Here is a 23,418-nt window from a genome sequence, read left to right on the forward strand (position 1 = left end):
GAAGAGTACGACGACGCACAATCCCACCCTAAGCACGGCAAGTGAACGGGAGGCACCGTGCTCGGCTCGGTAGTCCACGTGGTCGGTGCCCGGCCCAACTTCGTCAAGGCCGCCCCGGTCGTCGCCGCGCTGCGCGAGGCCGGGCAGCCGCAGTCGGTGGTGCACACCGGACAGCACTACGACGAACGCCTGTCGCACGTCTTCTTCCGGGAGCTCGGCCTGCCCGAGCCGGACGTGGACCTCGGCGTCGGCTCCGGCAGCCACGCCCGGCAGACCGCCGCCCTGCTGACCGCCCTGGAGGACGAGCTGTCGGCCCGGGCGCCCGCCCTGGTCACGGTCTACGGGGACGTCAACTCCACGCTCGCCGCCGCCCTGGTCGCCGCCAAGCTGGGGCTGCCCGTGGCGCACGTCGAGGCGGGCCTGCGCAGCTTCGACATGACGATGCCGGAGGAGGTCAACCGGCGGCTGACCGACCAGCTCGCCGACCTGCTCTTCGTCACCAGCCCGGAGGCGGTGGGCCATCTGGGGGACGAGGGCGTGGACACCGCCCGGGTGCACTTCGTCGGCAACCCGATGATCGACACCCTGATGGCCCACCTGCCGCGCTTCGACCCGGAGGCCGCCCGCGCCGCCCACGGGCTGCCCGGCCGCTACGGCGTCGTGACGCTGCACCGTCCCGCCAACGTCGACGACCCGGCCGCCGCGGCCGCCGCCGTGGCGGCGTTGCGCGGGGCGGCGGAGCACCTGGAGCTGGCGGTCCCGCTGCACCCGCGCGGGCGGGCCGCGCTGGAGGCGGCGGGGCTCGGCGACACGCCCGGCATCCGGATCCTGGAGCCGCTCGGCTACCTGGAGTTCATGGGGCTGCTGCGGGGCGCCGCCGCGGTGGTCACCGACTCGGGCGGGGTGCAGGAGGAGACCACCGTCCTGGGCGTGCCCTGCCTGACGCTGCGGCCCAACACCGAGCGGCCCGTGACGGTCACCCACGGCACCAACCGCCTCGTGGCCCCCGACGGGCTGGTCCCGGCCCTGCTCAAGGCGCTGGACGGCGAAGCCCGAGCCCCCGAAGGCCCCCCGTTGTGGGACGGGCGTTCGGGGCCCCGCATCGCCCGCGTCATCACCGAGTGGCTGGACCACCATGTCTGAGCCGCGCCTGGACGACCCCCTCGCGTACTGGGACAGCCGCCACCGCGAGCACGACGACCTCGCCTCCGGCGGCCACATCGGCCTCGACCGGCCGGGCAACGAGATCTTCTACGCGCTGCGCTTCGCGGAGGTACTGCGCATCACCGGCGACTTCGAACGGGCCAACGACCCGCTGCTCGTACTCGACGCGGGCTGCGGCAAGGGCCACTTCGCCCGGGCCCTGGCCCGCTGCGGCCACCTCGTCGACGCGGTCGACGCCAGTCCCTCGGCGGTGGACCACGGCCGCGCGCTCGGCGGCGGCCCCCGCTACGCGGTGGCGGAGCTGTCGGCCTGGCGCAGCCCGTGGCTGTACGACGTGGTGCTCGCCGTGGACGTGCTCTTCCACGTGCTCGACGACACCGCCTGGCGGGCCGCGCTGGTCAACCTCGCCTCCCTCGTCCGGCTGACCGGCCGGCTGGTCGTCACCGACGAGGACGCGCCCGGGCGCGTGGCGCGCGGCGACTACATCCTGCACCGCCCTGCCGCCGAGTACCGCGCCGCCGTCGAACCGCTCGGACTGCGGTACGGCGGCTTCACGCCGTACGGTTTCCGGGAGAACAGGGTCGGTTTCCACGTCTTCACGAGGACCTCCTGATGCGCCTTCTCGATCTGCTCCACCCGCACCTGGACGGGGTGACCGAGGTCGTCGACGCGACCGGCGGCGGCATCCCGCTCGAACCGTACCTGCACCTGCCGGGCGGCGTCCGGCTGTGCCCCTCCCCGGCCGGTGACCAGGACCCGGTCGGCGAGGGACGGCTGGCCCTGCTCAGTTTCGGCCCCGACCCCGCCCGGCACGGCGACGAGGACGCGTGCCTCGCGGCGCTGCGGCGCATGCGCCCGGGCGGCAAGGGCCTGATCGTGTTCGGCCACGCCGGTGCCGAACTGCCGTACCACCGGCTGCTCGACGCCCTGGTGGCGCACCGCTGCCAGGTGCTGCGGGCGGCCGGCCTTGACTACCTGCACCTGCACGGCGGCGCGGTGTTCACCTGCACCGAGGCGCTGCTCCCGCTCCTGGACCCGGCCGGGCGGCCCGTGCCCGGCCGGGAGACCACCGCGCTGCGGGTGGCCGGCGAGTACGTGCTGGCGGAGTTCGTCTCGCGTGCCGGGCGGGCGCGGGTGCTGGAGCTGGAGCGGCGGCACGAGGAGGACCGTCGCGCGCTGGAGGCACTGCAGGACGGCACGGACGGCGAGCGGACGGCGGCCGTGACGCACGAACGCGACCGGCTCGCGGCCGAGCTGCGACGCGCCAGGGAGCGGATCGGGGTGCTGGAGACCCGGGTCGCCATGCTGCAGGGCTCGACCTCGCTGCGGGTCGGCCAGGCGCTGGTCTCGGCCGCGCGCTCCCCCTTGCGCGGCTCGACGCGGCTGCCGCGCGAGCTGTACGGGATGTGGCGCGGCCGCGGCAAGGGCGGTCGCCCCGCGGCAGCCCGGCCGGGCGCGCCGGCCGCGGCCTCCCCGGCACCGGACGGGGGCGGTCCGGCGGCCGACGGACACCTGCACCTGGCCCACCGGGCGTTCACGGCCAGCCCCCGCGACCGGCTGGTGATCGCCGGCGTCCTGGACGCCACGACCGCCGCCGACTTCGCCCACGACGCCGTCGTCAACCGCGTGCTGCCGCACGACGCACGGCAGGTCGCCGAACGCACCGACCCGGACGTGCTCGTCGTACAGCTCAGCGCCTGCCTTGCCGGGCCGTGGGCGCACACCGGCACGGGCACCGCCCCCGACCTGGACCGGCGGCTGGCCGAACTCCTCGCCACCGTCCACGCGCTCGGCCGTACCGCCGTGCTGTGGCGGGACGCCCCCGCCTCCGCCGCGCCGGGGCTGGCCCCGTTCCCCTGGGACGCCGTGCTCGACGGGGACACCGGGGTGCAGCCGGCCCGGCTGGACCCGGCGTCGGTGGACCGCGGCGACCTGCGGGAGATCTTCACCTCCCGGGCCACCCGGGTCCGGCTGTCGGAGCTCGCCCGGATCGCCGGGGCGGCGGACCCGCTGGACGCCCGGCGGGTGGCCGTGGTGGCCGACCCGCGTGACGGCTCCGAGGTGTCACGCCTGGTCGCGCAGGTGCTGGCGCAGCGGCTCCGCCCCGCCGAGGTGCTGGTGCCCGTTCCCGGGGCGGCCTACGCGGAACTCACCGCGGGCGGGGTCACCGTACGGGCCACGGCGGACGGGCCGGGCGCACCCTGGGTCGCGGACTGGTCGGACCTCGCCGAGGAACGGCCGGCGGTCCACCTGCTGGACCTGATGTGCGCCCAGGAGTGCTCCGGGGCCGACGCGGTGGGCTTCAGCGCGGACGCCCCGGGCTTCGTTCCGCACGTCAACGGCTTCCGCCCGGCCCTGCTGCGCAGGACGCTCTGGCCGTCCCCCGGGGCGGCACGGCTGTTCACGATCCGCCCGGAGGAGGTCCGATGACGGGCACGCGCACGGTCAGGGCGATGGTCTACGGGGACGTGGACCTCAACCTCATCGACGGTTCCGCGGTGTGGGCCCAGTCGACGGTGCAGGCGCTGGCGCGGGCCGGCTGCGGGACCCGGCTGGTGCTGAAGGCTCCGGTGCGCACCGGACGGCTGGTCGATCCGCTGGCGCAGCTGCCGGGGGTGTCCGTCGTACCGACCGGGCACGCCTTGTCCCCCGTCCAGGCCTCGCGGGTGCTGCGCGAGCAGGACGAACGGGAGCCGTGCGACCTGCTGGTGCTGCGCGGTCGCCGGCTGGTGGCGCAGGTCGTCGCCGACGGCGCCTTCGACGGCCGGATCTGGGCGTACCTCACCGACATCCCGCAGTCGGCGGCGCAGATGTCGGACGAGGCGGTCGACGAGCTGACCCGGATCGCCGAGGCCTCCCGCTACCTGCTGTGCCAGACCGAGGAGTTGCGCTGCTTCATCGAGGCCTGGGTGCCGGCCGCGTGCGGCAAGTGCGTGCTGTACCCGCCGAGCGTGCCCGTCCCGGACTTCGCGGTGCCGGGGCACGACGCGGCGCGCGACCCCGTCCGCCTGGTGTACACGGGCAAGTTCGCACCGCGCTGGAACACCCTGGAGATGACGGAACTGCCGGCCGCGCTGGCCACCCGCGGGATCCGGGCCGAGCTGCACACCGTCGGCGACAAGGTCCACGACGACCCGCGGCACCCCGGCTTCCACGCGGCCATGGAGCGTGCGCTGCGGAGCGCAACCGGCGTGGTGCACCACGGCGGCACCCCCCGCCAGGCGGCCATGCGGATCGCCGCGGGATGCGACCTGGGGCTGGGCTGGCGTCATCCGGAACTGGACGCGAGCCTGGAACTGTCCACGAAGGTGCTGGAGTTCGGGACGCTCGGGCTGCCCGTCGTGCTCAACCGCACGCCCGCGCACGAGGCGCTGCTCGGCGCCGACTACCCGCTGTTCGTCCCCGGTCGCGGCACCCTCGACGACGCGGCGGAGGCGGTCGCCATCGCCGCCCGTTCCCCCGAGGCCTACCGCACGGCCGCCCGGCGCTGCCGCGAGGCCGCCGCGCACTTCTCACTGGACCGGGCCGCCGAACGGCTGCGCGGCCTGGTCGAACGGGCGCTGCCGGCGGCGCCGGTCGCGCTGGCCGGACGCGGCCGACCGCTGCGGGTCGTCGTCGCCGGGCACGACCTGAAGTTCTTCACCCGTCTGCTGGACCACCTCCAGGCCCTGCCCGGGGTCGAGGTGCGGGTCGACGCCTGGGAGGCACTGGCCCGGCACGACGCGGCCGCCGGCCGCGAACTCGCCGCCTGGGCCGACGTCGTGGTCGTGGAGTGGTGCGGACCGGCGGCCGTCTGGTACAGCCGCCACAAGCGCCGCGGCTCCCGCCTGCTGGTACGCCTCCACCGCTTCGAGCTGTACGCCGGTTACCCCGCGCAGGTCGACATCGACGCCGTCGACCGCGTCGTGTGCGTCAGCCCGCACTACAACCGGCTCACGCGGGAACGCACCGGCTGGCCGCAGGAGAAGCTCGTCACCGTCCCCAACTGGGTCGACGACCGGCAGCTGGACCGCCCCAAGGTCCCCGACGCCCGCTACCGCCTCGGCATGATCGGCATCGCGCCCTCGCGCAAGCGGCTCGACCTGGGCCTGGACGTGCTCGAGGCGCTGCGGGCCAGGGACCCGCGGTGGCGGCTGTCGGTGAAGTCCAAGATGCCCTGGGACTACTGGTGGATCTGGAACAAGCCCGAGGAGCGGGCGCACTACGACGCCGTGCTGCGCCGTGTGCAGTCCGGTCCGCTGGAGGACGCCGTGGTCTTCGACGACTTCGGCCCCGACGTGGCGAGCTGGCTGCGGCGCGTCGGCTTCGTGCTCTCCACCAGCGACGACGAGAGCTTCCACCTCGCGCCCGCCGAGGGCATGGCCTCCGGCGCGGTGCCCGCCCTGCTGCCCTGGCCGGGCGCCGACGCGATCTACGAACGCCGCTGGATCCACGACTCCCCCTCGGCCATGGCGGACGCGATCGCGGCGCTCGCGGCCGACGGCTGGCAGGAGGCGGGCGAGCAGGCCCGCGACTGGCTACGCGCGTCCTTCGGGCTCGACACCGTCCGCGCGGCGTGGACGGAACTGGTCACCGGCTCAGCGCCGTGACGCCCGCGGCGACCTCGCCTTCTACGGGCGGCTGACCCTGGAGTGGGGGCTGCGCTTCAGCAGGATGCAGCAGGAATGGGGCGCCTGGGCGGCCGAGCACATCAGTGACCGGACACCGGGGGACACCGGACGGCCGTAACATGGCGCCGGGGTGGTGACTGGAGGTGCACATGACCACGGAAGAGTCGCCGTACGACGTGCTCGTCGTGGGCGGTTCCGGGGTGGACACCGTCGTGCGGGTGGACAGCCTGCCCGTACCGCTCGTGGACTCCCTCGGGGTGGAGCCGGTCCGGGAGTGGCCCGGCCAGACCGGCGGCAACGTGGCGCTGGGCTGCCGCGCGCTCGGCATGACCGTGAAGTTCCTCGACTTCGTCGGCGACGACTGGATCGGCACCCTGCTCAGGGAGCGCCTGGCCAAGGGCGACGTCGACTTCGAGCCGCTGATCTCCCCCGCCGGGACCCGGCGGGCCGTCAACCTCGTGGACGCCACGGGCCGCCGGATGTCCTTCTACGACGGACGCGACCCGGAGCACCTGCGGATGCCGCGCGAGTTCTACCTGCCGCACCTGCGCCGGGCCCGGCACGTGCACCTGTCGATCTCGCACTTCACGCGCTTCCTCTACGACGACATCGAGGAACTCGGCCTGCCCGTCTCGACCGACCTGCACGACTGGGACGGACTGGCCGAGCACCAGCGGGAGTTCGCCCGCCGCTCCGACCTGGTCTTCCTCAGCGCGGCAGGAGCGGGCGAGCGCATCGCGGACATCATGCGCGCGATCCTGCGCGACGGCCGCGCCCAGGCCGTGATCGCCACCGCGGGCGCGGGCGGCGCCTACCTGCTCGCGCGCGACGGGGGCAGCACGCCCCGGCACATCCCGGCCGTCACCCCGCCCGGCCCGGTGGTGGACTCCAACGGGGCGGGCGACGCCTTCCTCTGCGGCTTCCTCCACGGGCGCATGCGCGGACTGGACTTCGAGTCCTGCGCCCGCCTCGGCGCGACGGCTGGTGCCCACACCTGCACCGCTGGCGGCAACCTCGCCCTCATCGACGCCGCGACGCTGGAGTCCGCTCAGGTCTCCCTCTCCGGCACGTAGTCGGCCTCCTCCAGTCCGAAGGTCCAGGCGACGCCCTCGCGGGCGGTCCGGGTCCGCGGCGGCACCCGCAGCCAGTAGGTGCGGTGGGTGCCGTCCGGCTCCGGCGTGGAGTTGACGACCTCGACCATCACCAGCGGCTCGTCCCCCTCCAGCTCGATCCGCCACAGCACGCCGGCGGCGTCCCGCTGCACGGGCTCGGCCCCGGACTCCTCCAGGTAGCGCTCGTAGCCGTAGTGCTCCAGCATCACCCGGCGCAGCTCGGCGTTCTCCTCCTCGCGTATGCGGCGCGGGGTCAGCCCGGCGAGCCCGTCGAGGAACTCGGCGGGGACCGGCATGCCCCGCCAGGCGTGCAGCGCGAAGCCGTCCGCGTAGGCCAGCGCGGGGCCGTCGCCGCGGTCCAGCCGGCCCGCCTCGTCCCGGTGCAGCTCCAGGGGGCGTTCGGCGACGACCGCCGTCCGCTCGTACGGCCACCACCAGCCGGCGTTCCGGGCGACCGCAGCGATCCCGGCCAGCTCCCGCGTGCCCTCCTGCCCGTCGAAGGCGGCCAGCCACGCCGCGTCGTGCTGCCCGAGCACGGCGTCGAGCAACGCGAGCCGCACGGCCTGCCCGCCGCCGGGCACCCTCGGTCCGGCGTCCACCACGGCGGTCCGTATCCGCTCGGTCAGCAGCACCGTCGTGTCCCACAACTGCGCGCCCGTGACGGCCCAGTGGTCCGCCCACCCGGCCGGTCCGAGCCGGTCGGCGACCCGCTCCCGCGCGGCCGCCCACGGCCGTGTCCGCACGGCGTCGCGGACGCTGCCGCCCGCCGTGCCGTCCGCCGTCAGGCGCACGGCCAGGACCACCGCCTCCAGGGGCGAGGCCGCCCACACGATCCGTTCCGGCTCGGGCAGCCCGGCCAGCCGGTAGGCCAGGCGCACCCCCTCCTCCGCCGCCGCCCGGTCCGCGGGTCCGGTCGCCGCGACGACCTCGCGCCACAGCGCCGTCGTGTCCACCGCCGGCTCCGTCGCCGTACCCGTGCCCGAACCCGTCACCGCGCTCGTCACCGCGCTCGCCACCGTCGTCATCGCTCCGCTCCCCCGTCCTGGTCAGTCCGCCACGACGCGGACCGCGCCGGGCACGTACTCGCGCTGCCGCACCACCCGGTACCACCCCTTCGGCAGCGGTATCGCGGCGTGCTCCTCGTGGACCACCCGCCCGCCGTCCGGGAGATGGAGGTACGCCGCCCCGAACGGCCCGGGCTCGCGCACCAGCGTCCCCGGCCCGACCACCGCGTGGGCGTGCCCGGTCACCTCGCCGAGGGCCAGCACGAGCCTGCCCCGCGCGTCCCTCGCCTGCCGCGGCATCCGGTCCGTGCCCGGCGGCACGGCCGCTTCCGCGACGGGCACGATCAGGACGTCCCCCTGCCGGTACATGCGTGTCTCCCTCCGCCGTCGGCACCCGCCGACCCGATGTCCACGACGCTACGCGCGGGGTGTGACAACGCCCCCGACGGCTTGTGCACAGCCCGCGGCAGGCACTGTCGGAGCGGCTTGGTAGAACTCTTCGCGAGCGAGGCACCACCGCCTCGAAGCACCTCCACGTCAAGGCACCACCACGTCAAGGCACCGCGTCCGTCCACCTCGGGAGACCACCGATGTCCCACGTCGAACATCTGCAGGAACTGAACGGCCTGCCGGCCTTCGACTTCCCCGCGCCCGGCGCGCGGCAGGAGCTCCCGGCGGCGGGCGCGGTGGCGTGGCGGCTGGCCGTCAACCCCTGGGAGGACGACGCGAAGGAGACCTTCGCGCAGTTGTGGGACCGCTTCCTGGAGACGGTCGAGCCCGCGGGCGTGCGGGCCCTCGTCCTGGGCCAGTGGGGCGAGCCGTACGACAACGACTCCGGTGTCCTCGTGCGGCTGCTCGTGGACGCGCGCGAACGGCTGACCGCGCTGGAGGCCGTGTTCCTCGGCGACCTGGAGATGGAGGAGGCCGAGATCTCCTGGATCGAGCAGTCCGACGTGACGCCGGTGCTCGAGGCCTATCCGCGGCTGGAGGAGTTCGGCGTCCGCGGCGGCACCGGACTGCGCTTCCCTGCGACCCACCACCAGCGGCTGCGCACGCTCCGTTTCGAGGCGGGCGGCCTGCCCGGTGAGGTGGTCCGCGGTGTCGCCGCGAGCGAACTCCCGGCGCTGGAGCACCTGGAGCTGTGGCTGGGCGTGGAGGAGTACGGCGGCGACGCCACGGTCGCCGACCTCGCGCCGGTCCTGGCCGGCGGCCGCTTCCCTGCGCTGCGCCATCTCGGCCTGCGCAACAGCGAGATCCAGGACGAGATCGCCGCCGCCGTCGCCGCTGCCCCCGTCGTGGCCCAGCTCTCCTCGCTCGACCTGTCCCTGGGCGTGCTCACCGACGACGGTGTGACCGCCCTGCTCGCCGGCCAGCCGCTGACCCACCTCAACTGGCTGGACCTGCACCACAACTTCGTCACCGAGCCGGTCGCCGAGCGCGTGCGGGCCGCCCTCGAGCCCTCGGGCGTCGAGGTCGACCTCTCCGAACCCGGCGACGAGGACGAGTGGGACGGCGAGGTCCACCGCTACACCGCCGTCGCGGAGTGAGGCCGTCATGACCGTCACACGTCACCTGGAGACCTTCCACGGGCTGCGCGTGCACACGCTGCCCGAGGCCGGCACGGCCGAGCTGCCCGGCCCCGACGCCGTGGCCTGGCGGCTGGACTGCTTCGAGGCCGGCGAGATCCCCTTCCCCGAGCTGTGGGGCCACTTCACCGCGGCGGTCGACACCACGCGGGTGCGCGCGCTGGTCCTCGGCCCCTGGTGGGACGACGAGTACTCCGAACTGCGTCCCGCGCTGGAACTGGTGCTCGCGGACGCGGAGCGTTTCCCCGCGCTGCGCGCCCTGTTCCTCGCCGACGTGACCGGCGAGGAGTGCGAGGTCTCCTGGCTGCAGCTGACCGACGTCACGCCCGTCCTCGAACGCTTCCCGCTGCTGGAGGAGTTCGGTGTCCGTGGCGGCGACTCGCAGGGGCTGGGCGAGGAGCCGCTGTCGCTGCGTCCCGTCCGTCACGAGGCGCTGCGCGTGCTGCGCCTGGAGTCCGGCGGGCTCCCCGGCACGGTGGTGCGGGCGGTCGGCGCCTGCGAGCTGCCCGCGCTGGAGCGGCTGGAGCTGTGGCTCGGCGTGGAGCAGTACGGAGGGGACTCCACGGTCGCCGACCTCGCGCCGGTCCTGGCCGGCGGCCGCTTCCCCGCGCTGCGCCACCTCGGCCTGCAGGACAGCGAGTTGCAGGACGAGATCGCGGCGGCCGTGGCCTCCGCTCCCGTCGTCGCGCAGCTGGAGACGCTGAGCCTGTCCATGGGCACCCTCACCGACACCGGCGCCGAGGCACTGCTGGGCGGCCAGCCGCTCACCCACCTCAAGCGGCTCGACCTGCACCACCACTACCTGAGCGAAGCCGTGGCCGAGCGGCTGCGCGCCGTCGTGGGCTCCGCGGGCACCGAGGTCGACCTGTCGGAGCACCGCGAGCCGCATCACTGGCGGAACGAGGAGTGGCGCTATGTCGCCGTCTCCGAGTAGCGGTACCGGCGGTGCGCTCCGCATCGCCGTCGTCGGCAACCCCGGCAACCGCAGGACGACCCTCTTCGCCGACGCGGTGCGTGCCGCGGGCCATCCCGCGCCCCGTGTGCTGGCGTGGCGCGACGTGCTGCGCGGCCGGTACGCCTTCGCGCCCGGTGAGTTCGTGCGCGTCGACTCGCCCGGCGAGGACGCGGAGGTCGACCGCCTGCTGCGGGGCGCCGACGACCCGGCCAGGGTCGAGGGCACCGCGTTGTGGTACCGCCGCTTCACCGCCGCCGTGCACGAGGTGACGGAGGCGGCCCGCCGGGCCGGCGCGGTGCCGTCGGCGGACGCCGGGGAGGTCGCCGTGCTGTTCGACAAGCGGCGCTGCCACGCCCGGCTGACCTCCGCGGGCGTCCCGGTGCCGCCCGCTCCCGACGGGCCGCCGGTGCGCGGCTGGGCCGAGCTCAGGGAGCGCTTGCGGTCCGCCCGGATCTCCCGGGCGTTCCTCAAGCCCGCGCACGGCTCCTCCGCCTCCGGGGTGGTGGCGCTGGCGATGGCGGGCCCCGGCCGGGTCAAGGCCACGACCTCGGTGGAGACCACCGCCGACGGACGCCTGTTCAACTCGCTGCGGGTCCGCGAGTACCGCACGGAGCAGGAGGTCGCCGCCCTCGTGGACGCGCTGGCCCCGGACGGGCTGCACGTCGAGCGCTGGCTGCCCAAGGCGTCCCAGCACGGGCGGGCGGCCGACCTGCGGGTGGTGGTGGTCGCGGGCCGCGCCACGCACGCCGTCGTCCGCACCAGCCCGCACCCCATGACGAATCTGCACCTCGGCGGCGCCCGCGGCGACCTGGACACGGCCCGCGCGGCGATCCGCGCCGCGGGCGGCGACTTCGGGGACGTGCTGACGACCGCCGAACGGGCGGCCGCGTGTTTCCCCGGCACGCTCTGCGTGGGCGTGGACGTCCTGCCCGCGACCGGCTGGCGCCGCTTCGCCGTCGGCGAGGTCAACGCCTTCGGGGATCTGCTGCCCCGGCTCACCGGCCTCCCCGGCAGCGGCGCCGAGGGCCTGGACACCTACGCCGCCCAGGTCGCCGCCGTACCGGCCGCGATGCACGGCGCGCGACGCGAGGAGCACCACCATGACGCCACCGCTTGACATGAACCAGATCGTGGGCAGCCACGACATCCTGCTGGTCACCCTGGACACCCTCCGCCACGACGTGGCCGAGGAGCTCGCCGCGGCCGGCCGCATCCCCCACCTGGCCCGCCATCTGCCCGGTGGCCGGTGGGAGCGCCGGCACGCGCCCGGCAGCTTCACCTACGCCTCCCACCAGGCGATCTTCGCGGGCTTCCTGCCCACACCCACCACGCCCGGTCCCCACCCGCGGCTGTTCGCGGCGCGCTTCGCCGGCAGTGAGAGCACCGCGGACGGCACCTTCGTGTACGACACCCCCGACCTGGTGTCGGGCCTGGCCGGGGCCGGCTACCGCACGGTGTGCATCGGCGGCGTCGGTTTCTTCAACAAGCAGGCGCCGCTGGGCTCGGTGCTGCCCGGGCTCTTCCAGGAGAGCCACTGGGAGCCGGAGTTCGGGGTGCCCTCCCCGACCTCCTTCGAGGCCCAGGTGGCCCGCGCCGAGGAGGTCGTCGCCGCCCTGCCGCCGCAGCAGCGGCTCTTCCTGTTCGTGAACGTGTCGGCGCTGCACCAGCCCAACTGGTTCCACCTGCCGGGTGCCACCCGGGAGGCGGGCGACTCGCGCGCCACCCACGCCGCCGCCCTGGAGTACGTCGACCGCCACATCGGCAGGCTCTTCGCCGCCGCCTCCAGCCGCCGTCCGTGCCTGGCCGTCGTATGCTCCGACCACGGCACGGCGTACGGCGAGGACGGCCACACCGGCCACCGCATCGGCCACGAGGTCGTGTGGACGGTGCCCTACGCCCACTTCCTCCTCGACGGGGCCGCCCGATGACCCTCACCGACGTGACGCTCTCCGCCACGCCCCCGGCCACGGCCGCCGTGCGCCCGTACCGGCACTACGTGTACGCGTACCCGCACAAGACGGCCTACCGCGCGCTGCCCCGCGAGCACGCCCGGCTGCGCGACCTGTGGGCGGACGAGCCGAAGGACGCGCTGTCCCTCTACTTCCACATCCCGTTCTGCGAGGTCCGCTGCGGCTTCTGCAACCTCTTCACCAGGATCGGGGCGCCCGACGGCCTGGCGACCGCCTACCTGGACGCGCTGGAGCGCCAGGCCACGGCGGTGCGGGAGGCGCTGGGCGAGGGCGCGCGGTTCGCCAACGCCGCCTTCGGCGGCGGCACCCCCACGTACCTGGAGGCTGCCGAGCTGGAGCGGCTCTGCGATCTCGCCGAACGTGGCCTGGGGGCCGACCTGCGGGCGATACCGCTCTCCGTGGAGGCCTCGCCGGCCACCGCGACCGCCGACCGGCTGTCGGTGCTGGCGGAGCGCGGCACGACCCGGCTGAGCCTGGGGGTGCAGAGCTTCGTCGACGCCGAGGCGCGCGCCGCCGTCCGTCCCCAGCGCCGGGCCGACGTCGAGGCGGCGCTGGGCAGGATCCGGGAAGCGGGCATCCCCGTCCTCAACATCGACCTGATCTATGGCATCGACGGCCAGACCGAGGGTTCCTGGACGCAGTCCCTCGACGCGGCGCTCGCCTGGCGGCCCGAGGAGCTGTACCTGTACCCCCTGTACGTCCGCCCGCTCACCGGCCTCGGCCGCCACGCGGCCGACGCCGCGCGGGGCGAAGCGGCGTGGGACGAGCAGCGGCTGCGGCTGTACCGGCACGGCCGCGACCATCTGCTGGCGCACGGCTACGAGCAGGTGTCGATGCGCATGTTCCGCCGTGCGGGCGCGCCCACCACGGGCGGCGGGGACTACGCCTGCCAGACCGACGGCATGGTGGGCCTGGGCTGCGGCGCCCGCTCGTACACCTCCTCGCTGCACTACTCCTTCGACTACGCCGTCGACATGCACCACATCCGCGGCATCATCGACGAGTACACGGCGCGCACCACGCAGGAGTTCGCCCACGCCGACTTCGGCTGGGCGATGGACGCCGAGGAGGCCCGCCGCCGTCATCTGCTGCAGTCCCTGCTGCAGGCCGAGGGCCTGCCCGTCGCGGAGTACCGGACCCGGTTCGGCACGGCTCCCGGGGAGGATTTCGCCGGGGAGCTGCAGCGCTTCGCCGACCGGGGCTGGCTCGACGCCGCCGCGGGGCCGGAGGTGCTGCGGCTGTCGCCCGAGGGGCTCGCCCACTCCGACGCGGCCGGACCCGAGCTGTTCTCCGCCGCCGTCCACCGGCGCATGGCCGCCTACGAGCCCAAGTGAGCGCCCCCGCCATGGACCTGACGATCCTCTACCGCGGCCCGCTGGCCTCGTGCGACTACGACTGCCCGTACTGCCCCTTCGCCAAGCGCCGTGACAGCCGCGCCCAGCTGACCGCCGACCGCGTCGCGCTGGAGCGCTTCGCGGGCTGGGCGGCCGGGCAGACCGACGACCGGCTCTCCCTGCTGTTCACCCCGTGGGGCGAGGGACTGGTGCGCTCCTGGTACCGGCGGACGCTGGCGGAGCTGAGCCGGCTTCCGCACGTGCGCCGGGTGGCGATCCAGACCAATCTGAGCTGCCGCACGCAGTGGCTGGACGAGGCCGACCTGGACACGCTGGCCCTGTGGTGCACCTTCCACCCCGGCCAGACGCCCTACGACCGTTTCCTGGCCAGGTGCCGCGAGCTGGCGGACCGCGGCGTCCGCCACAGCGTGGGCGTCGTCGGGCTGCCGGAGCACCTGGGACTGGCCGGCCGGCTGCGGGCCGACCTCCCGGACCACGTCTACCTGTGGGTCAACGCCGCGGAGGGCCACACCTACACCGACGCCGAGGCGGCGCGGTGGACCGCGCTGGACCCGCTCTTCCCGTACAGCCGGCATCCGCACCGCAGCGCGGGCCTGCCGTGCCGCACGGGCGAGTCGGTCATCTCGGTGGACGGCGAGGGCACGGTGCGCCGCTGCCACTTCGTCCCCGAGGAACTGGGCAACCTCTACAACGGCTCCTACCGCGCGGCGCTGCGCCCGCGCGCGTGCCCGCTGGCCGTCTGCGACTGCCACATCGGCTACGTCCACCTGGAGACGCTGCCGTTGTACGACGTGTTCGCGGGCGGGGTCCTGGAGCGGATCCCCGCCGCGCCGCCGCCGGGGCGGACACCGCTCCCGCTCCTGCCGCTCCCGCTCCCTTAGCGGGCGGCCGACGCCCCCGCGTCAGCCCTTGCGGCCGACCCCTCCCCAGAAGGCGGCACGGGCGTGCTCGCCCTCCTGCGCGGACGGGGAGTCCGGGCGCCACCGCGGCACCTGCACCAGGCCCGGCTCGACCAGGGAGAACCCCTCGAAGAAGGGCTCGATCTGCGGCTTGCTGCGCAGGTTGAGGGTGGAGGTGGCGTTCTTGTACGCCTCACCGGCGTCGGCGTCGACGTCGCGGTGGAAGTCGGTCGTGCCGTGGCTGAGGATCAGGAAGCTGCCGGACGGGAGGTTCTTGGTCAGGGTGCGCACGATCCCGGCCGGGTCCTCGTCGTCGCGGACGAAGTGCAGCAGCGCGACGAGCATCAGGGCGACGGGCTCGTCGAAGTCGATCAGCTCCCGGATGGTGGCGTGCTCCAGGATGGTCTCGGGCTCACGGACGTCGCCGAGGAAGAAGCCGGCGTTGCCGGTGTTGGTGAGCCGCGCGCCGGCGTGGGCGGCCACGATGGGGTCGTTGTCGACGTAGGCGACCCGGGCCTCGGGGACGACGGAGCGGGCGACCTCGTGGGTGTTGGGCGAGGTGGGGATGCCGGTGCCGATGTCGACGAACTGCCGGACGCCCTGCCCCGCCGCGTAGCGCACCGCGCGCTGCATGAAGTCCCGGTTGGCGCGGGCGCTGGGGCGCGCGTCGGGGGTCATGCGGATCACCATCTCGGCCGCCTCGCGGTCGGCCTCGTAGTTGTCCTTGCCGCCGAGGTAGTAGTCGTACATCCGGGCCGGGTGCGGCCGGCTGGTGTCGATCTCCTCCGCGGGGAAGCCCTTGTCGGTCAACGCCCTGCTCCGTTCGGATTCCGGTGACCCTTGCGGGTCGAGGTCGGTGCGGTCATCTCGTCGCCGTCGTGGGTCCGCTCCATGGTCACGTCTCCCTCTGGATGCCGACGAGGATCCGCTCGGTGCTCTGGGTGGGCGCGGCCTGTGCGCACATCCGGTCCAGTGCCTCCAGGAACGCCGAGACGTCGTCGCGGTCGTCGAAGTAGACGCCCCCGACCAGGCTTTCCGAGTAGACGACGTCCGGGAGCTCGTGCGTCTGGAACCGGAAGATGTGGAACGGGCCGTACATGGCGGGGTGCGGTCCGGCCGTGAACGGCATGATCTGGAGCCGTACGTTGGGCAGCGCGCAGGAGTCGATCAGCTTGGCGATCTGGGCGCGCATGACCGCCGGACGGCCGATGGGTCTTCGCAGCACCGTCTCGTCGATGACGATCCAGACCAGCGGCGCGTCCTCACGGGTGAGCAGGGCCTGGCGCTCCATGCGCAGCGCGACCCCGCGTTCGATCTCCGCGTCGCCGGCGCCCGGGTTCCCCGCCCGCAGCACCTCGCGCGCGTAGTCCTCGGTCTGCAGCAGTCCGGGGACGTAGTGCGGCTCGTAGGCGCGGATGACGCCGGCCTCGCCCTCCAGGCTCACGAAGGCGCTGAACCAGTCGGGCAGGACGTCGCGGTAGCGGTGCCACCAGCCCGGCTGGTTGGCCTCGCGGGCGAGCGCCAGGAACCCCTCGACCTCTTCCGGGTCGCCGACCCCGTAGGTGCGCAGGAGCTTCTCGACGTAGGGGATCTTCAGGCCGACCTCGGCCTTCTCCATGCGGCGGACGGTGGCGTGGGTGACGTCGAGCGCCCGGCCCGCGTCCTCGAAGGAGAGTCCGGCCTTCTCACGCAGGTCCTGGAGCCGTTTTCCGAGCACCACACGGAGGACGGTGGGGGCACCGGCTGACCGCGCGTCCGTCACGACCACTTCCCCAACTCCCCTCTGCCACAAGCAGTGTGTCATGCCGTCAACGAAAACCGACAGTGCGCATCGGCCGTTCTGTAAATTACAGATCGCATCTTGCCAACAGTGAGAACGGGACCGCATAGTTAGCGACGTGGCCTCCTCACCAGACGCTCTGCGGTTAGAGCGCCGTGGCGACCTCGACGCCCTTCGCTGCCAGGACCTCTTCCGTTTGCCCGCTCACGGGTCCTCGGTCGCCGACGCACGCCACCGCGTGCGGGCACGGTTGCGGGAGTGGGACGCGGACGAGGGACTCCGCGACGACGCCGAGATGATCGTCTCCGAGCTCTTCACCAACGCCGTCATGCACACCGGCAGTGAGTTCATCACCTGCGGGCTGCGCTACGACGGCACCCGGCTGCGTCTGGAAGTCAGCGATCAGGGGCACGCGCCGACTGCGCCCCGGCCGCGGGCGGCGGGCGTCGACGAGGAGGGCGGCCGCGGGCTGCTGCTGGTGGGCGCGCTCTCGCAGGCATGGGGCGTCCGGCCCACCGACGACGGTGGCGGCCGTGTCGTGTGGGCCGAACTCGCCTCCGGGGCCTCGCCCTTCTGACGCCGCGCGCGGTGCGCCCCGGGCCCGCCGGCTACAGCGGCAGCAGGTCCGGGCGCTTGGGCTCCACGTTGTCGCCGGAGGACTCCCCGCGCAGCCGCCGGCCGATCCAGGGCACGAGGTACTCGCGCGCCCACTGGATGTTGTCCCGCCGGATCTCGGCGGGCGCGCGGAACGGCTCCGGCGGCCACGCCTGGTCGGGGTCGGCGGGCACCTCGAGGCCCAGCACCTGCGCGGCGCGCAGCGCGACCCTGGTGTGTCCCTCGGGCGACAGGTGGAGGCGGTCGGAGTCCCAGGCCCGGCGGTCCTGGACGGAACGGAGCGACCACAGGTCCAGCACCGGGGAGTCGTACCGGTCGGCGATGGCGCGCACATGGGCCGTGTAGGTGGCGATCTTGCCGCGCAGATGGCGCAGCACGGGGATGCCGCGGGTGTCGAAACCGGTGCACAGCACGACGGTGCCGACGGACGCGGTGAGGCGGGCGACCGCCGCCTCGTAGCGCTCCGCGACGTCGTCCGGGTCGCTGCCGGGGCGGAGGATGTCGTTGCCGCCCGCACAGAAGGTCACGAGGTCGGGCGCGAGCTCCACGGCCCGCGGCACCTGCTCCTCGACGATCTGGTCGAGTAGGCGGCCGCGCACCGCGAGGTTCGCGTACCGGAAGTCGTGCTCCGGGCGGCGGTCGGACAGGAGGACCGCCAGCCGGTCGGCCCAGCCGATGAACGTCCCGTCGGGACCCGGATCGCCCACACCTTCGGTGAAGCTGTCCCCCAGGGCGGTGTACGACCCGATGGCGGCACTGTTGTTTCTCTTCGAATCGTCTGGCACGTCAGCACATACTTCACCTCCTCAAGTGACCTACGCCACCGTAACCAAGGGTTGACGGGGGGTGATGTATCCCACCCGGCCGGATCCGCCGGAAGCGGAATACGGCGGTGCCGCGCCCGCCGCGCACAGCCCCCTCCCGCGATCACATACCGCGCGGTACGGGCCGCCACGGGTGTCGTAAGGTCGGGAGTGGTCCGGCCGCCGGTGATCCGCACCGTCCGGCCCCTGAGCGAAGGAGCCCCGGTGACCGAGCAGACGCCGCAGACCGCCCCGTCGGAACCCGAGCTGACCGGGGTGCGCAACTTCCGCGACGTGGGCGGCCTCCCGACGACGGACGGCCGCCGGGTGCGGTACGGACGGCTCTTCCGCAGCGGCCACCTGGCGCACGCCACCGCCGCCGACGCCGCCTTCCTCTCCACCCTCGGGCTGCACACGGTCTTCGACTTCCGCAACGCCTCCGACATGAAGCTGGAGGGCCCGGACGTCGAGCTGCCCGGCGTGCGCAACGTCAACATGCCGCTGAGCGACCCGGCCTCGGGCGCCGAGTTCTGGACGACGGTCCGCGACGGCGACATCGCGGCGCTGCGCCAGATCCTCGGGGAGGGCCGCGCCGCCGCGCGCATGGTGCAGGCCTACCGCCGCATCGTGCTGGACCGCACCGCCGAGCACGCCCGCATGCTGGAACTGCTCGCCGAGGACGAGTCGGTGCCGGCGCTGCTGCACTGCGCCGCGGGCAAGGACCGGGCCGGGACCTCGGTCGCCGTCATCCTGCTCGCCCTCGGGGTCGAGCGCGACGCGATCGTGGAGGACTACCTCAAGAGCAACGAGGCCCACCGCCGCTACCGCATCAAGCGCGGCGACGACGCGGAACCGGCGACCACCCCCGAGGTCATGGAGCTGCTCGGCCCGCTCTTCGACGCGCGCAAGGAGTACCTGGAGACCGCCTTCGACACCATCGAGGAGCACTGGGGCTCGGTGGACCGCTACCTGGAGGAGGGGCTCGGCCTCACCCCCGGGCGTCGCGAGCGGCTGCGCGCGCTCTTCCTGGACGGCGCGCAGCCGGCCTGACACGAGGCGGCGGGGCCGCCCTACTTGGCCCCGGCCAGGTGGAAGATCAGGAAGAAGAACGCGGCGATGACGTGGACCCCCACCAGGTAGATGAAGGTGCGCACCTTGAAGCCCATGGGGGCCTTGCCCCCGGAGTTGCCGGACACGGTCAGTCCTCTCGTCATGCGCCGTGGGGGCGCGGGGAACGGCCGTCGCCCAGGCACAGCTCTACGACGGAACTCCGCAGCAGCGTGTGGACGAACAGCAGATCGACACCGTTCGGCGAGGCCGCCGCGATGCGGTGCGGGGTGAGCGAGTCGAAGTGGGCGCTGTCGCCGGGCACCAGCCGGTGCACGGCGTCCCCGAGGGTGAGCCGCAGCTCGCCCCCCAGGACGTGCAGCCACTCCTCGCCGGCGTGGACGCGGACCAGCCCCTCCTGGGGGCCGGGCGGCACGTGCAGCCGCAGCGCCTGCATGGCCCGCCCGGGGTTCCCGGCCGGCCAGTACGTCCAGCCGCCGGCCTCCGCGGGCGGCACGGAACCGCCACGGACGACCGGATCGCGCTCGGGGGAGGTCTCGCCGAGCAGGTCGGACACCGTGGTGCCGTAGGTGCGGGCGAGGGTCAGCAGCATGGGGAGCGAAGGCTGCCGCTGCCCGGTCTCCAGCCGGGACAGGTGCGCGGGCGACAGCCCGGCGCGGGCCGCGGCCGCCTCCAGCGTCAGCCCGCCCCTGCGGCGCAGCGCGCGCAACTGGGGGGCGACGTCCGGCAGGGGCGCCTCGTCCGCAGATGGTGAGGTCATGCCTCAGGTATAGACGTGGTTCGCCCCTGAGGCAAAAAGTTTGCCTCAGGGGCAAGGCACCGTGGGCCGGACGCGGGCCCGGGTCAGCGGTTGGCGACGGCCTGCTTCACCAGTGTCCTGCCGAACTCCCACATCAGGCCACCGCCGCCGTGTGCGTCGTCCATCACGGCGGTGAAGGCGTCCACGAAACGGTCCACCTCGCGCTCCCCGATGACCAGCGGCGGGATCAGCTTGATCACCTCCAGGTGGTCCCCCGAGACCTGGGTGAGGATACGGTGCCGCTGCAGCAGCGGCACCACCACCATCTGCGCGAACAGGCCCTTGCGGGCCGCCTGCAGCATCGTCCAGCGGCTGCGCAGCCCCAGCGACTTCGGCCGGCCGAACTCGATGCCGATCATCAGGCCCCGGCCGCGGACCTCGTGCAGCAGCTCGTAGCGGTCGACGAGGGCGGCGAGGCGGTCGCGGAGCAGGTCCCCGGTGGCCCGCGCGTTGGCGACGACCTTCTCGTCCTCCATCACCGTGAGGGTGGCCAGCCCGGCGGCCATGGCCTGGGCGTTGGAGCCGAAGCTGGCGGAGTGCGCCAGCACCCGGTCCATGGAGGAGTAGACCTTCTTGAAGATCCAGTCCTTGCCGAGGGTGGCGCCCACCGGCACGTAGCCGCCCGACAGCGCCTTGGCCACGCACACCAGGTCCGGCTCGACGCCCTCCTCGTGCCGGTAGGCGAAGAAGTCGCCGGTGCGGCCGATGCCGGTCTGCACCTCGTCGGCGATGAGCAGCGCCTTGTGCCGGTGCAGCAGCTCCTGCGCCGCCCGCAGGTAACCGGGCGGCGCGGCGTGCACGCCCTTGCCCTGGATCGGCTCGACGATCAGCGCGGCCACGTCGCCCTTGGCCAGCTCCCGCTCCAGGGCCGCCAGGTCGCCCAGGGGCACGGCGGTGTCGGGGAGCAGCGGGTCGAAGCCCTCGCGGAAGCCGACCTCGCCGTTGACGGACAGCGAGCCGGTGGTCAGCCCGTGGAACGCGTGGTCGCAGTAGAGCACGCGGGGCCTGCCGGTGGCGTAACGGGCGAACTTCAGGGCCGTCTCGACGGCCTCGGTGCCGCTGTTGCCGAAGAACACCCGGTCGAGCCCCGGCGCGTACGACAGCAGCTTCTCCGCGAGCAGGCCCGGCAGCGGCTGGCAGTCGAAGCGGGTGAGGTCGGCCAGCCCGGCGTCCAGGACGTCGTGCAACGCCTTGCGGACCACGGGGTGGTGGCGGCCCAGGCCCATCACCCCGAAGCCGGCGAGCATGTCGAGGTAGTCCCGGCCCTCGTCGTCCCAGAAGTACGCGCCCTCGGCCCGCTCGTAGACCTTGTCGAAGCCGATGGTGTGCAGCATCCGCGGCAACTGGTGATTGAGGTACCTGGCGTGCAGGTCGTAGCGCTCGGCTCCGCGCTCGGCCAGCAGCGTCGCCAGATCGAACCCCTTGGGCTCAGGTTCGGGCGATGTCATCGCTCACGTGCCTCTCGTTCGGGTGCTGCTCGTTCACCGCGAGACGGGTCAGGGTGGCCCCGATCCGGCCGGCGATCTCGGCCGGGGTGAGCCCGATGTCGGCCAGCACCTCGCCGCGCTTGGCGTGCGCCAGGAACTGCTGCGGGATGCCGAAGTCCCGGACCGGCACGTCGGTCTCCGCGTCCCGCAGGGCCTGCGCCACCGCAGAACCCACGCCCCCGGCCCGGCCGTTGTCCTCGATGACGGCCACCATGCGGTGCCGGGCGGCGAGCGCGGGCAGCTCCGCGTCGAGCGGCTTGACCCAGCGGGGGTCGACGACCGTGACGCCGACGCCGCGTTCGCGCAGCAGGGCGGCCGCGGCCAGGGAGACCGAGCCCAGGGCGCCGACGGACACCATCAGCACGTCCGGCCGGTCGCCGCGGTGCAGCACGTCCATGCCGCCGACCCGGTCGATGGCCGGCAGGGTCTCGCCGACGGTCTCCTTGGGGAAGCGGACGACGGTGGGCGCGTCGTCGACGTCGATCGCCTCGCGGAGCTGGGCGCGCAGTTGGTCGGCGTCGCGCGGCGCGGCGATCCGCAGGCCCGGGACGACCTGGAGGATCGACATGTCCCACATTCCGTTGTGCGAAGCGCCGTCGTCGCCGGTGACGCCCGCCCGGTCCAGCACGAAGGTCACACCGCACTTGTGCAGCGCGACGTCCATCAGGACCTGGTCGAAGGCGCGGTTGAGGAAGGTCGCGTACACGGCGACCACCGGGTGCAGCCCGCCGGTCGCCAGGCCCGCCGCCGAGACCGCCGCGTGCTGCTCGGCGATCCCGACGTCGTAGACGCGGTCGGGGAACGCCTTGGCGAACTTCTCCAGCCCGACCGGCTGCAGCATGGCCGCCGTGATCGCCACGACGTCCGGGCGCTCGGCGCCGATCCGGACCATCTCGTTGCCGAAGACCGAGGTCCACTTCGGGCCGCTCGACGGGGTGAGCGGTTCGCAGGTGAGCGGGTCCATGGCGCCCACGGCGTGGAAGCGGTCCGCCTCGTCGCGCTCGGCGAAGGCGTAGCCGCGGCCCTTCTCGGTGAGGCAGTGGACGAGGACGGGGCCGTGGAAGCGCCGGGCCCGGCGCAGCGCCGACTCGACCGCGGTCACGTCGTGGCCGTCGATCGGGCCGAGGTACTTCAGCCCCAGGTCCTCGAACATGCCCTGCGGGGCGAAGGCGTCCTTGAAGCCCTTCTTGGCGCCGTGCAGGGACTCGTACAGCGGCTTGCCGACCACGGGCGTCTGCTGGAGCACCTGCTTGCCCCAGGCCAGGAAGCGCTCGTAGCCGTCGGTGGTGCGCAGGGTGGCCAGGTGGTTGGCGAGGCCGCCGATGGTGGGGGCGTAGGAGCGCTCGTTGTCGTTGACGACGATGATCAGCGGACGGTCCTTGGCGGCGGCGATGTTGTTCAGCGCCTCCCAGGCCATGCCGCCGGTGAGCGCGCCGTCCCCGATGACGGCCACGACATGGTCCTGCCGGCCGAGCACCTGGTTGGCCTTGGCCAGGCCGTCGGCCCAGCCGAGCACCGTGGAGGCGTGGCTGTTCTCGATGAGGTCGTGCTCGGACTCGGCGCGCGAGGGGTAGCCGGACAGGCCCCCCTTGCCGCGCAGTTTGGAGAAGTCCTGACGGCCGGTCAGGATCTTGTGGACGTAGGACTGGTGACCCGTGTCCCACAGGATGCGGTCGGCCGGCGAGTCGAAGACCCGGTGCAGGGCGACCGTCAGCTCGACCACGCCCAGATTGGGTCCCAGGTGCCCCCCGGTCCTGGCCACCGCCTGCACCAGGAATTCACGGATCTCCACGGCGAGTTCGCCCAGCCGCTCCGGCGGAAGGGCCTTCAGGTCGCGTGGACCACGGATGTTCTCGAGCAGCGACACTTTCCCACCTCGCTCCCCTGCCGGGGATTGTTTCGCTTTAGCTCACACTGATCTGGGGCTCTCCTGACGGCACTCCGTCGGCCTGCATGCGCTCGGCGAGCTTCATGGCCTCCTCGATGAGGGTCTCCACGATCTTCGACTCCGGCACGGTCTTGATGACCTCGCCCTTGACGAAGATCTGCCCCTTGCCGTTGCCCGAGGCCACCCCCAGGTCGGCCTCGCGCGCCTCGCCGGGACCGTTGACGACGCAGCCCATCACCGCGACCCGCAGCGGGACCTCCATGCCCTCCAGGCCCGCCGTCACCTGGTCCGCCAGCTTGTACACGTCCACCTGCGCACGACCG

22 protein-coding genes and 1 pseudogene are annotated in these 23,418 nt (G+C 73.8%); 13 read left to right on the top strand and 10 right to left on the bottom strand.

The annotated features are described in order from the left end of the window. Positions 1-57: 57 nt before the first annotated feature. The 5 genes from wecB (at position 58) to PV341_RS09170 (ending at position 6,847) form a co-directional block, all read left to right on the top strand. The gene (wecB, locus tag PV341_RS09150) at positions 58-1,143 is read left to right on the top strand and encodes a non-hydrolyzing UDP-N-acetylglucosamine 2-epimerase (protein ID WP_500357315.1); all 1,086 of its coding nucleotides are present in this window, start codon (positions 58-60) and stop codon (positions 1,141-1,143) included. Next, positions 1,136-1,777, top strand: coding sequence for a class I SAM-dependent methyltransferase (locus PV341_RS09155; RefSeq protein ID WP_500323880.1), 642 nt, complete (start codon positions 1,136-1,138; stop codon positions 1,775-1,777). The genes wecB and PV341_RS09155 overlap by 8 nt, the downstream gene beginning before the upstream one ends. Continuing rightward, positions 1,777-3,594, top strand: a complete 1,818-nt coding sequence (locus PV341_RS09160; protein WP_500357316.1) for a hypothetical protein — start codon at positions 1,777-1,779, stop codon at positions 3,592-3,594. Before PV341_RS09155 ends, PV341_RS09160 begins: the two co-directional genes overlap by 1 nt. Beyond that, complete coding sequence (locus tag PV341_RS09165; RefSeq protein ID WP_500323878.1) at positions 3,591-5,753, top strand: glycosyltransferase family protein; 2,163 nt, start codon at positions 3,591-3,593, stop codon at positions 5,751-5,753. The genes PV341_RS09160 and PV341_RS09165 overlap by 4 nt, the downstream gene beginning before the upstream one ends. A gap of 170 nt (positions 5,754-5,923) precedes the next feature. Continuing rightward, positions 5,924-6,847, top strand: a complete 924-nt coding sequence (locus tag PV341_RS09170; RefSeq protein ID WP_500323877.1) for a carbohydrate kinase family protein — start codon at positions 5,924-5,926, stop codon at positions 6,845-6,847. On the opposite strand, the gene PV341_RS09175 is transcribed toward PV341_RS09170, so the two are convergent. Next, positions 6,823-7,911, bottom strand: coding sequence for a DUF6745 domain-containing protein (locus PV341_RS09175; RefSeq protein WP_500323876.1), 1,089 nt, complete (start codon positions 7,909-7,911; stop codon positions 6,823-6,825). The two genes, PV341_RS09170 and PV341_RS09175, sit on opposite strands and share 25 nt — an antisense overlap. 21 nt (positions 7,912-7,932) lie before the next feature. Then, positions 7,933-8,259, bottom strand: coding sequence for a DUF8820 family protein (locus tag PV341_RS09180; protein WP_500323875.1), 327 nt, complete (start codon positions 8,257-8,259; stop codon positions 7,933-7,935). A gap of 221 nt (positions 8,260-8,480) precedes the next feature. On the opposite strand from PV341_RS09180, the gene PV341_RS09185 reads away from it, so the two are divergent. From PV341_RS09185 to PV341_RS09210, 6 genes are read left to right on the top strand one after another with little or no spacing between them, the layout of a single operon-like run. Next, positions 8,481-9,437 (top strand): STM4015 family protein, encoded by a 957-nt coding sequence (locus tag PV341_RS09185; RefSeq protein ID WP_500323874.1) that lies wholly within the window; start codon positions 8,481-8,483, stop codon positions 9,435-9,437. Between the two features lie 7 nt (positions 9,438-9,444). Then, positions 9,445-10,410: an STM4015 family protein gene (locus PV341_RS09190; RefSeq protein ID WP_500323873.1), complete on the top strand. Its 966-nt coding sequence runs from the start codon at positions 9,445-9,447 to the stop codon at positions 10,408-10,410. Beyond that, the gene (locus PV341_RS09195) at positions 10,391-11,548 is read left to right on the top strand and encodes an STM4014 family protein (RefSeq protein ID WP_500323872.1); all 1,158 of its coding nucleotides are present in this window, start codon (positions 10,391-10,393) and stop codon (positions 11,546-11,548) included. Before PV341_RS09190 ends, PV341_RS09195 begins: the two co-directional genes overlap by 20 nt. Position 11,549: 1 nt before the next feature. Next, entirely contained in the window at positions 11,550-12,359 is an 810-nt protein-coding gene (locus tag PV341_RS09200; protein WP_500323960.1) for an STM4013/SEN3800 family hydrolase, read from the top strand. After that, on the top strand, positions 12,356-13,735 hold the full coding sequence (locus PV341_RS09205) for an STM4012 family radical SAM protein (protein WP_500357318.1): 1,380 nt from the start codon (positions 12,356-12,358) through the stop codon (positions 13,733-13,735). The genes PV341_RS09200 and PV341_RS09205 overlap by 4 nt, the downstream gene beginning before the upstream one ends. An 11-nt stretch (positions 13,736-13,746) precedes the next feature. Beyond that, the gene (locus PV341_RS09210) at positions 13,747-14,637 is read left to right on the top strand and encodes an STM4011 family radical SAM protein (protein ID WP_500357324.1); all 891 of its coding nucleotides are present in this window, start codon (positions 13,747-13,749) and stop codon (positions 14,635-14,637) included. Between the two features lie 21 nt (positions 14,638-14,658). Here PV341_RS09210 and PV341_RS09215 read toward each other — a convergent pair whose 3' ends face one another. Then, positions 14,659-15,465 (bottom strand): SAM-dependent methyltransferase, encoded by an 807-nt coding sequence (locus PV341_RS09215; RefSeq protein ID WP_500323870.1) that lies wholly within the window; start codon positions 15,463-15,465, stop codon positions 14,659-14,661. Positions 15,466-15,550: 85 nt separating this feature from the next. Then, positions 15,551-16,417 carry a Sco1979 family transcriptional regulator gene (locus tag PV341_RS09220; RefSeq protein ID WP_500357320.1) on the bottom strand — a complete coding sequence of 289 codons (867 nt, stop codon included), beginning with the start codon at positions 16,415-16,417 and terminating at the stop codon, positions 15,551-15,553. Positions 16,418-16,631: 214 nt separating this feature from the next. Between PV341_RS09220 and PV341_RS09225 the strand changes: the two genes are divergently transcribed. Further along, a complete protein-coding gene (locus PV341_RS09225) occupies positions 16,632-17,012 on the top strand; it encodes an ATP-binding protein (RefSeq protein ID WP_500323868.1) in 381 nt (126 codons plus the stop codon). A 31-nt stretch (positions 17,013-17,043) separates the two neighbouring features. On the opposite strand, the gene PV341_RS09230 is transcribed toward PV341_RS09225, so the two are convergent. Beyond that, complete coding sequence (locus PV341_RS09230; protein WP_500323867.1) at positions 17,044-17,835, bottom strand: SGNH/GDSL hydrolase family protein; 792 nt, start codon at positions 17,833-17,835, stop codon at positions 17,044-17,046. Between the two features lie 243 nt (positions 17,836-18,078). On the opposite strand from PV341_RS09230, the gene PV341_RS09235 reads away from it, so the two are divergent. Then, the gene (locus tag PV341_RS09235; RefSeq protein WP_500323866.1) at positions 18,079-18,903 is read left to right on the top strand and encodes a tyrosine-protein phosphatase; all 825 of its coding nucleotides are present in this window, start codon (positions 18,079-18,081) and stop codon (positions 18,901-18,903) included. Between the two features lie 20 nt (positions 18,904-18,923). On the opposite strand, the gene PV341_RS09240 is transcribed toward PV341_RS09235, so the two are convergent. From PV341_RS09240 to PV341_RS09260, 5 genes and pseudogenes are all read right to left on the bottom strand, one after another. After that, the gene (locus PV341_RS09240; RefSeq protein ID WP_500357322.1) at positions 18,924-19,067 is read right to left on the bottom strand and encodes a DUF6126 family protein; all 144 of its coding nucleotides are present in this window, start codon (positions 19,065-19,067) and stop codon (positions 18,924-18,926) included. Then, positions 19,064-19,681 (bottom strand): helix-turn-helix domain-containing protein, encoded by a 618-nt coding sequence (locus PV341_RS09245; RefSeq protein ID WP_500323864.1) that lies wholly within the window; start codon positions 19,679-19,681, stop codon positions 19,064-19,066. Before PV341_RS09245 ends, PV341_RS09240 begins: the two co-directional genes overlap by 4 nt. A gap of 83 nt (positions 19,682-19,764) precedes the next feature. After that, positions 19,765-21,168, bottom strand: a complete 1,404-nt coding sequence (locus PV341_RS09250; protein ID WP_500323863.1) for an aspartate aminotransferase family protein — start codon at positions 21,166-21,168, stop codon at positions 19,765-19,767. After that, positions 21,149-23,074: a 1-deoxy-D-xylulose-5-phosphate synthase gene (gene dxs, locus PV341_RS09255; protein ID WP_500323862.1), complete on the bottom strand. Its 1,926-nt coding sequence runs from the start codon at positions 23,072-23,074 to the stop codon at positions 21,149-21,151. Before dxs ends, PV341_RS09250 begins: the two co-directional genes overlap by 20 nt. A 37-nt stretch (positions 23,075-23,111) precedes the next feature. Next, positions 23,112-23,418: pseudogene (locus PV341_RS09260) on the bottom strand (flavodoxin-dependent (E)-4-hydroxy-3-methylbut-2-enyl-diphosphate synthase); the annotation flags it as partial.

This window comes from Streptomyces sp. PA03-1a, from assembly GCF_033792805.1.
Taxonomy (GTDB): Bacteria; Actinomycetota; Actinomycetes; order Streptomycetales; family Streptomycetaceae; genus Actinacidiphila.

Coding starts and splice junctions, on each gene's coding strand:
- PV341_RS09250 (WP_500323863.1), bottom strand. CDS start 21,168: ATGACATCGCCCGAACCTGAGCCCAAGGGGTTCGATCTGGCGACGCTG.
- PV341_RS09245 (WP_500323864.1), bottom strand. CDS start 19,681: ATGACCTCACCATCTGCGGACGAGGCGCCCCTGCCGGACGTCGCCCCC.
- PV341_RS09170 (WP_500323877.1), top strand. CDS start 5,924: ATGACCACGGAAGAGTCGCCGTACGACGTGCTCGTCGTGGGCGGTTCC.
- PV341_RS09240 (WP_500357322.1), bottom strand. CDS start 19,067: ATGACGAGAGGACTGACCGTGTCCGGCAACTCCGGGGGCAAGGCCCCC.
- PV341_RS09200 (WP_500323960.1), top strand. CDS start 11,550: ATGAACCAGATCGTGGGCAGCCACGACATCCTGCTGGTCACCCTGGAC.
- PV341_RS09175 (WP_500323876.1), bottom strand. CDS start 7,911: ATGACGACGGTGGCGAGCGCGGTGACGAGCGCGGTGACGGGTTCGGGC.
- PV341_RS09165 (WP_500323878.1), top strand. CDS start 3,591: ATGACGGGCACGCGCACGGTCAGGGCGATGGTCTACGGGGACGTGGAC.
- PV341_RS09190 (WP_500323873.1), top strand. CDS start 9,445: ATGACCGTCACACGTCACCTGGAGACCTTCCACGGGCTGCGCGTGCAC.
- PV341_RS09195 (WP_500323872.1), top strand. CDS start 10,391: ATGTCGCCGTCTCCGAGTAGCGGTACCGGCGGTGCGCTCCGCATCGCC.
- PV341_RS09185 (WP_500323874.1), top strand. CDS start 8,481: ATGTCCCACGTCGAACATCTGCAGGAACTGAACGGCCTGCCGGCCTTC.
- PV341_RS09210 (WP_500357324.1), top strand. CDS start 13,747: ATGGACCTGACGATCCTCTACCGCGGCCCGCTGGCCTCGTGCGACTAC.
- PV341_RS09205 (WP_500357318.1), top strand. CDS start 12,356: ATGACCCTCACCGACGTGACGCTCTCCGCCACGCCCCCGGCCACGGCC.
- PV341_RS09155 (WP_500323880.1), top strand. CDS start 1,136: ATGTCTGAGCCGCGCCTGGACGACCCCCTCGCGTACTGGGACAGCCGC.
- PV341_RS09180 (WP_500323875.1), bottom strand. CDS start 8,259: ATGTACCGGCAGGGGGACGTCCTGATCGTGCCCGTCGCGGAAGCGGCC.
- PV341_RS09160 (WP_500357316.1), top strand. CDS start 1,777: ATGCGCCTTCTCGATCTGCTCCACCCGCACCTGGACGGGGTGACCGAG.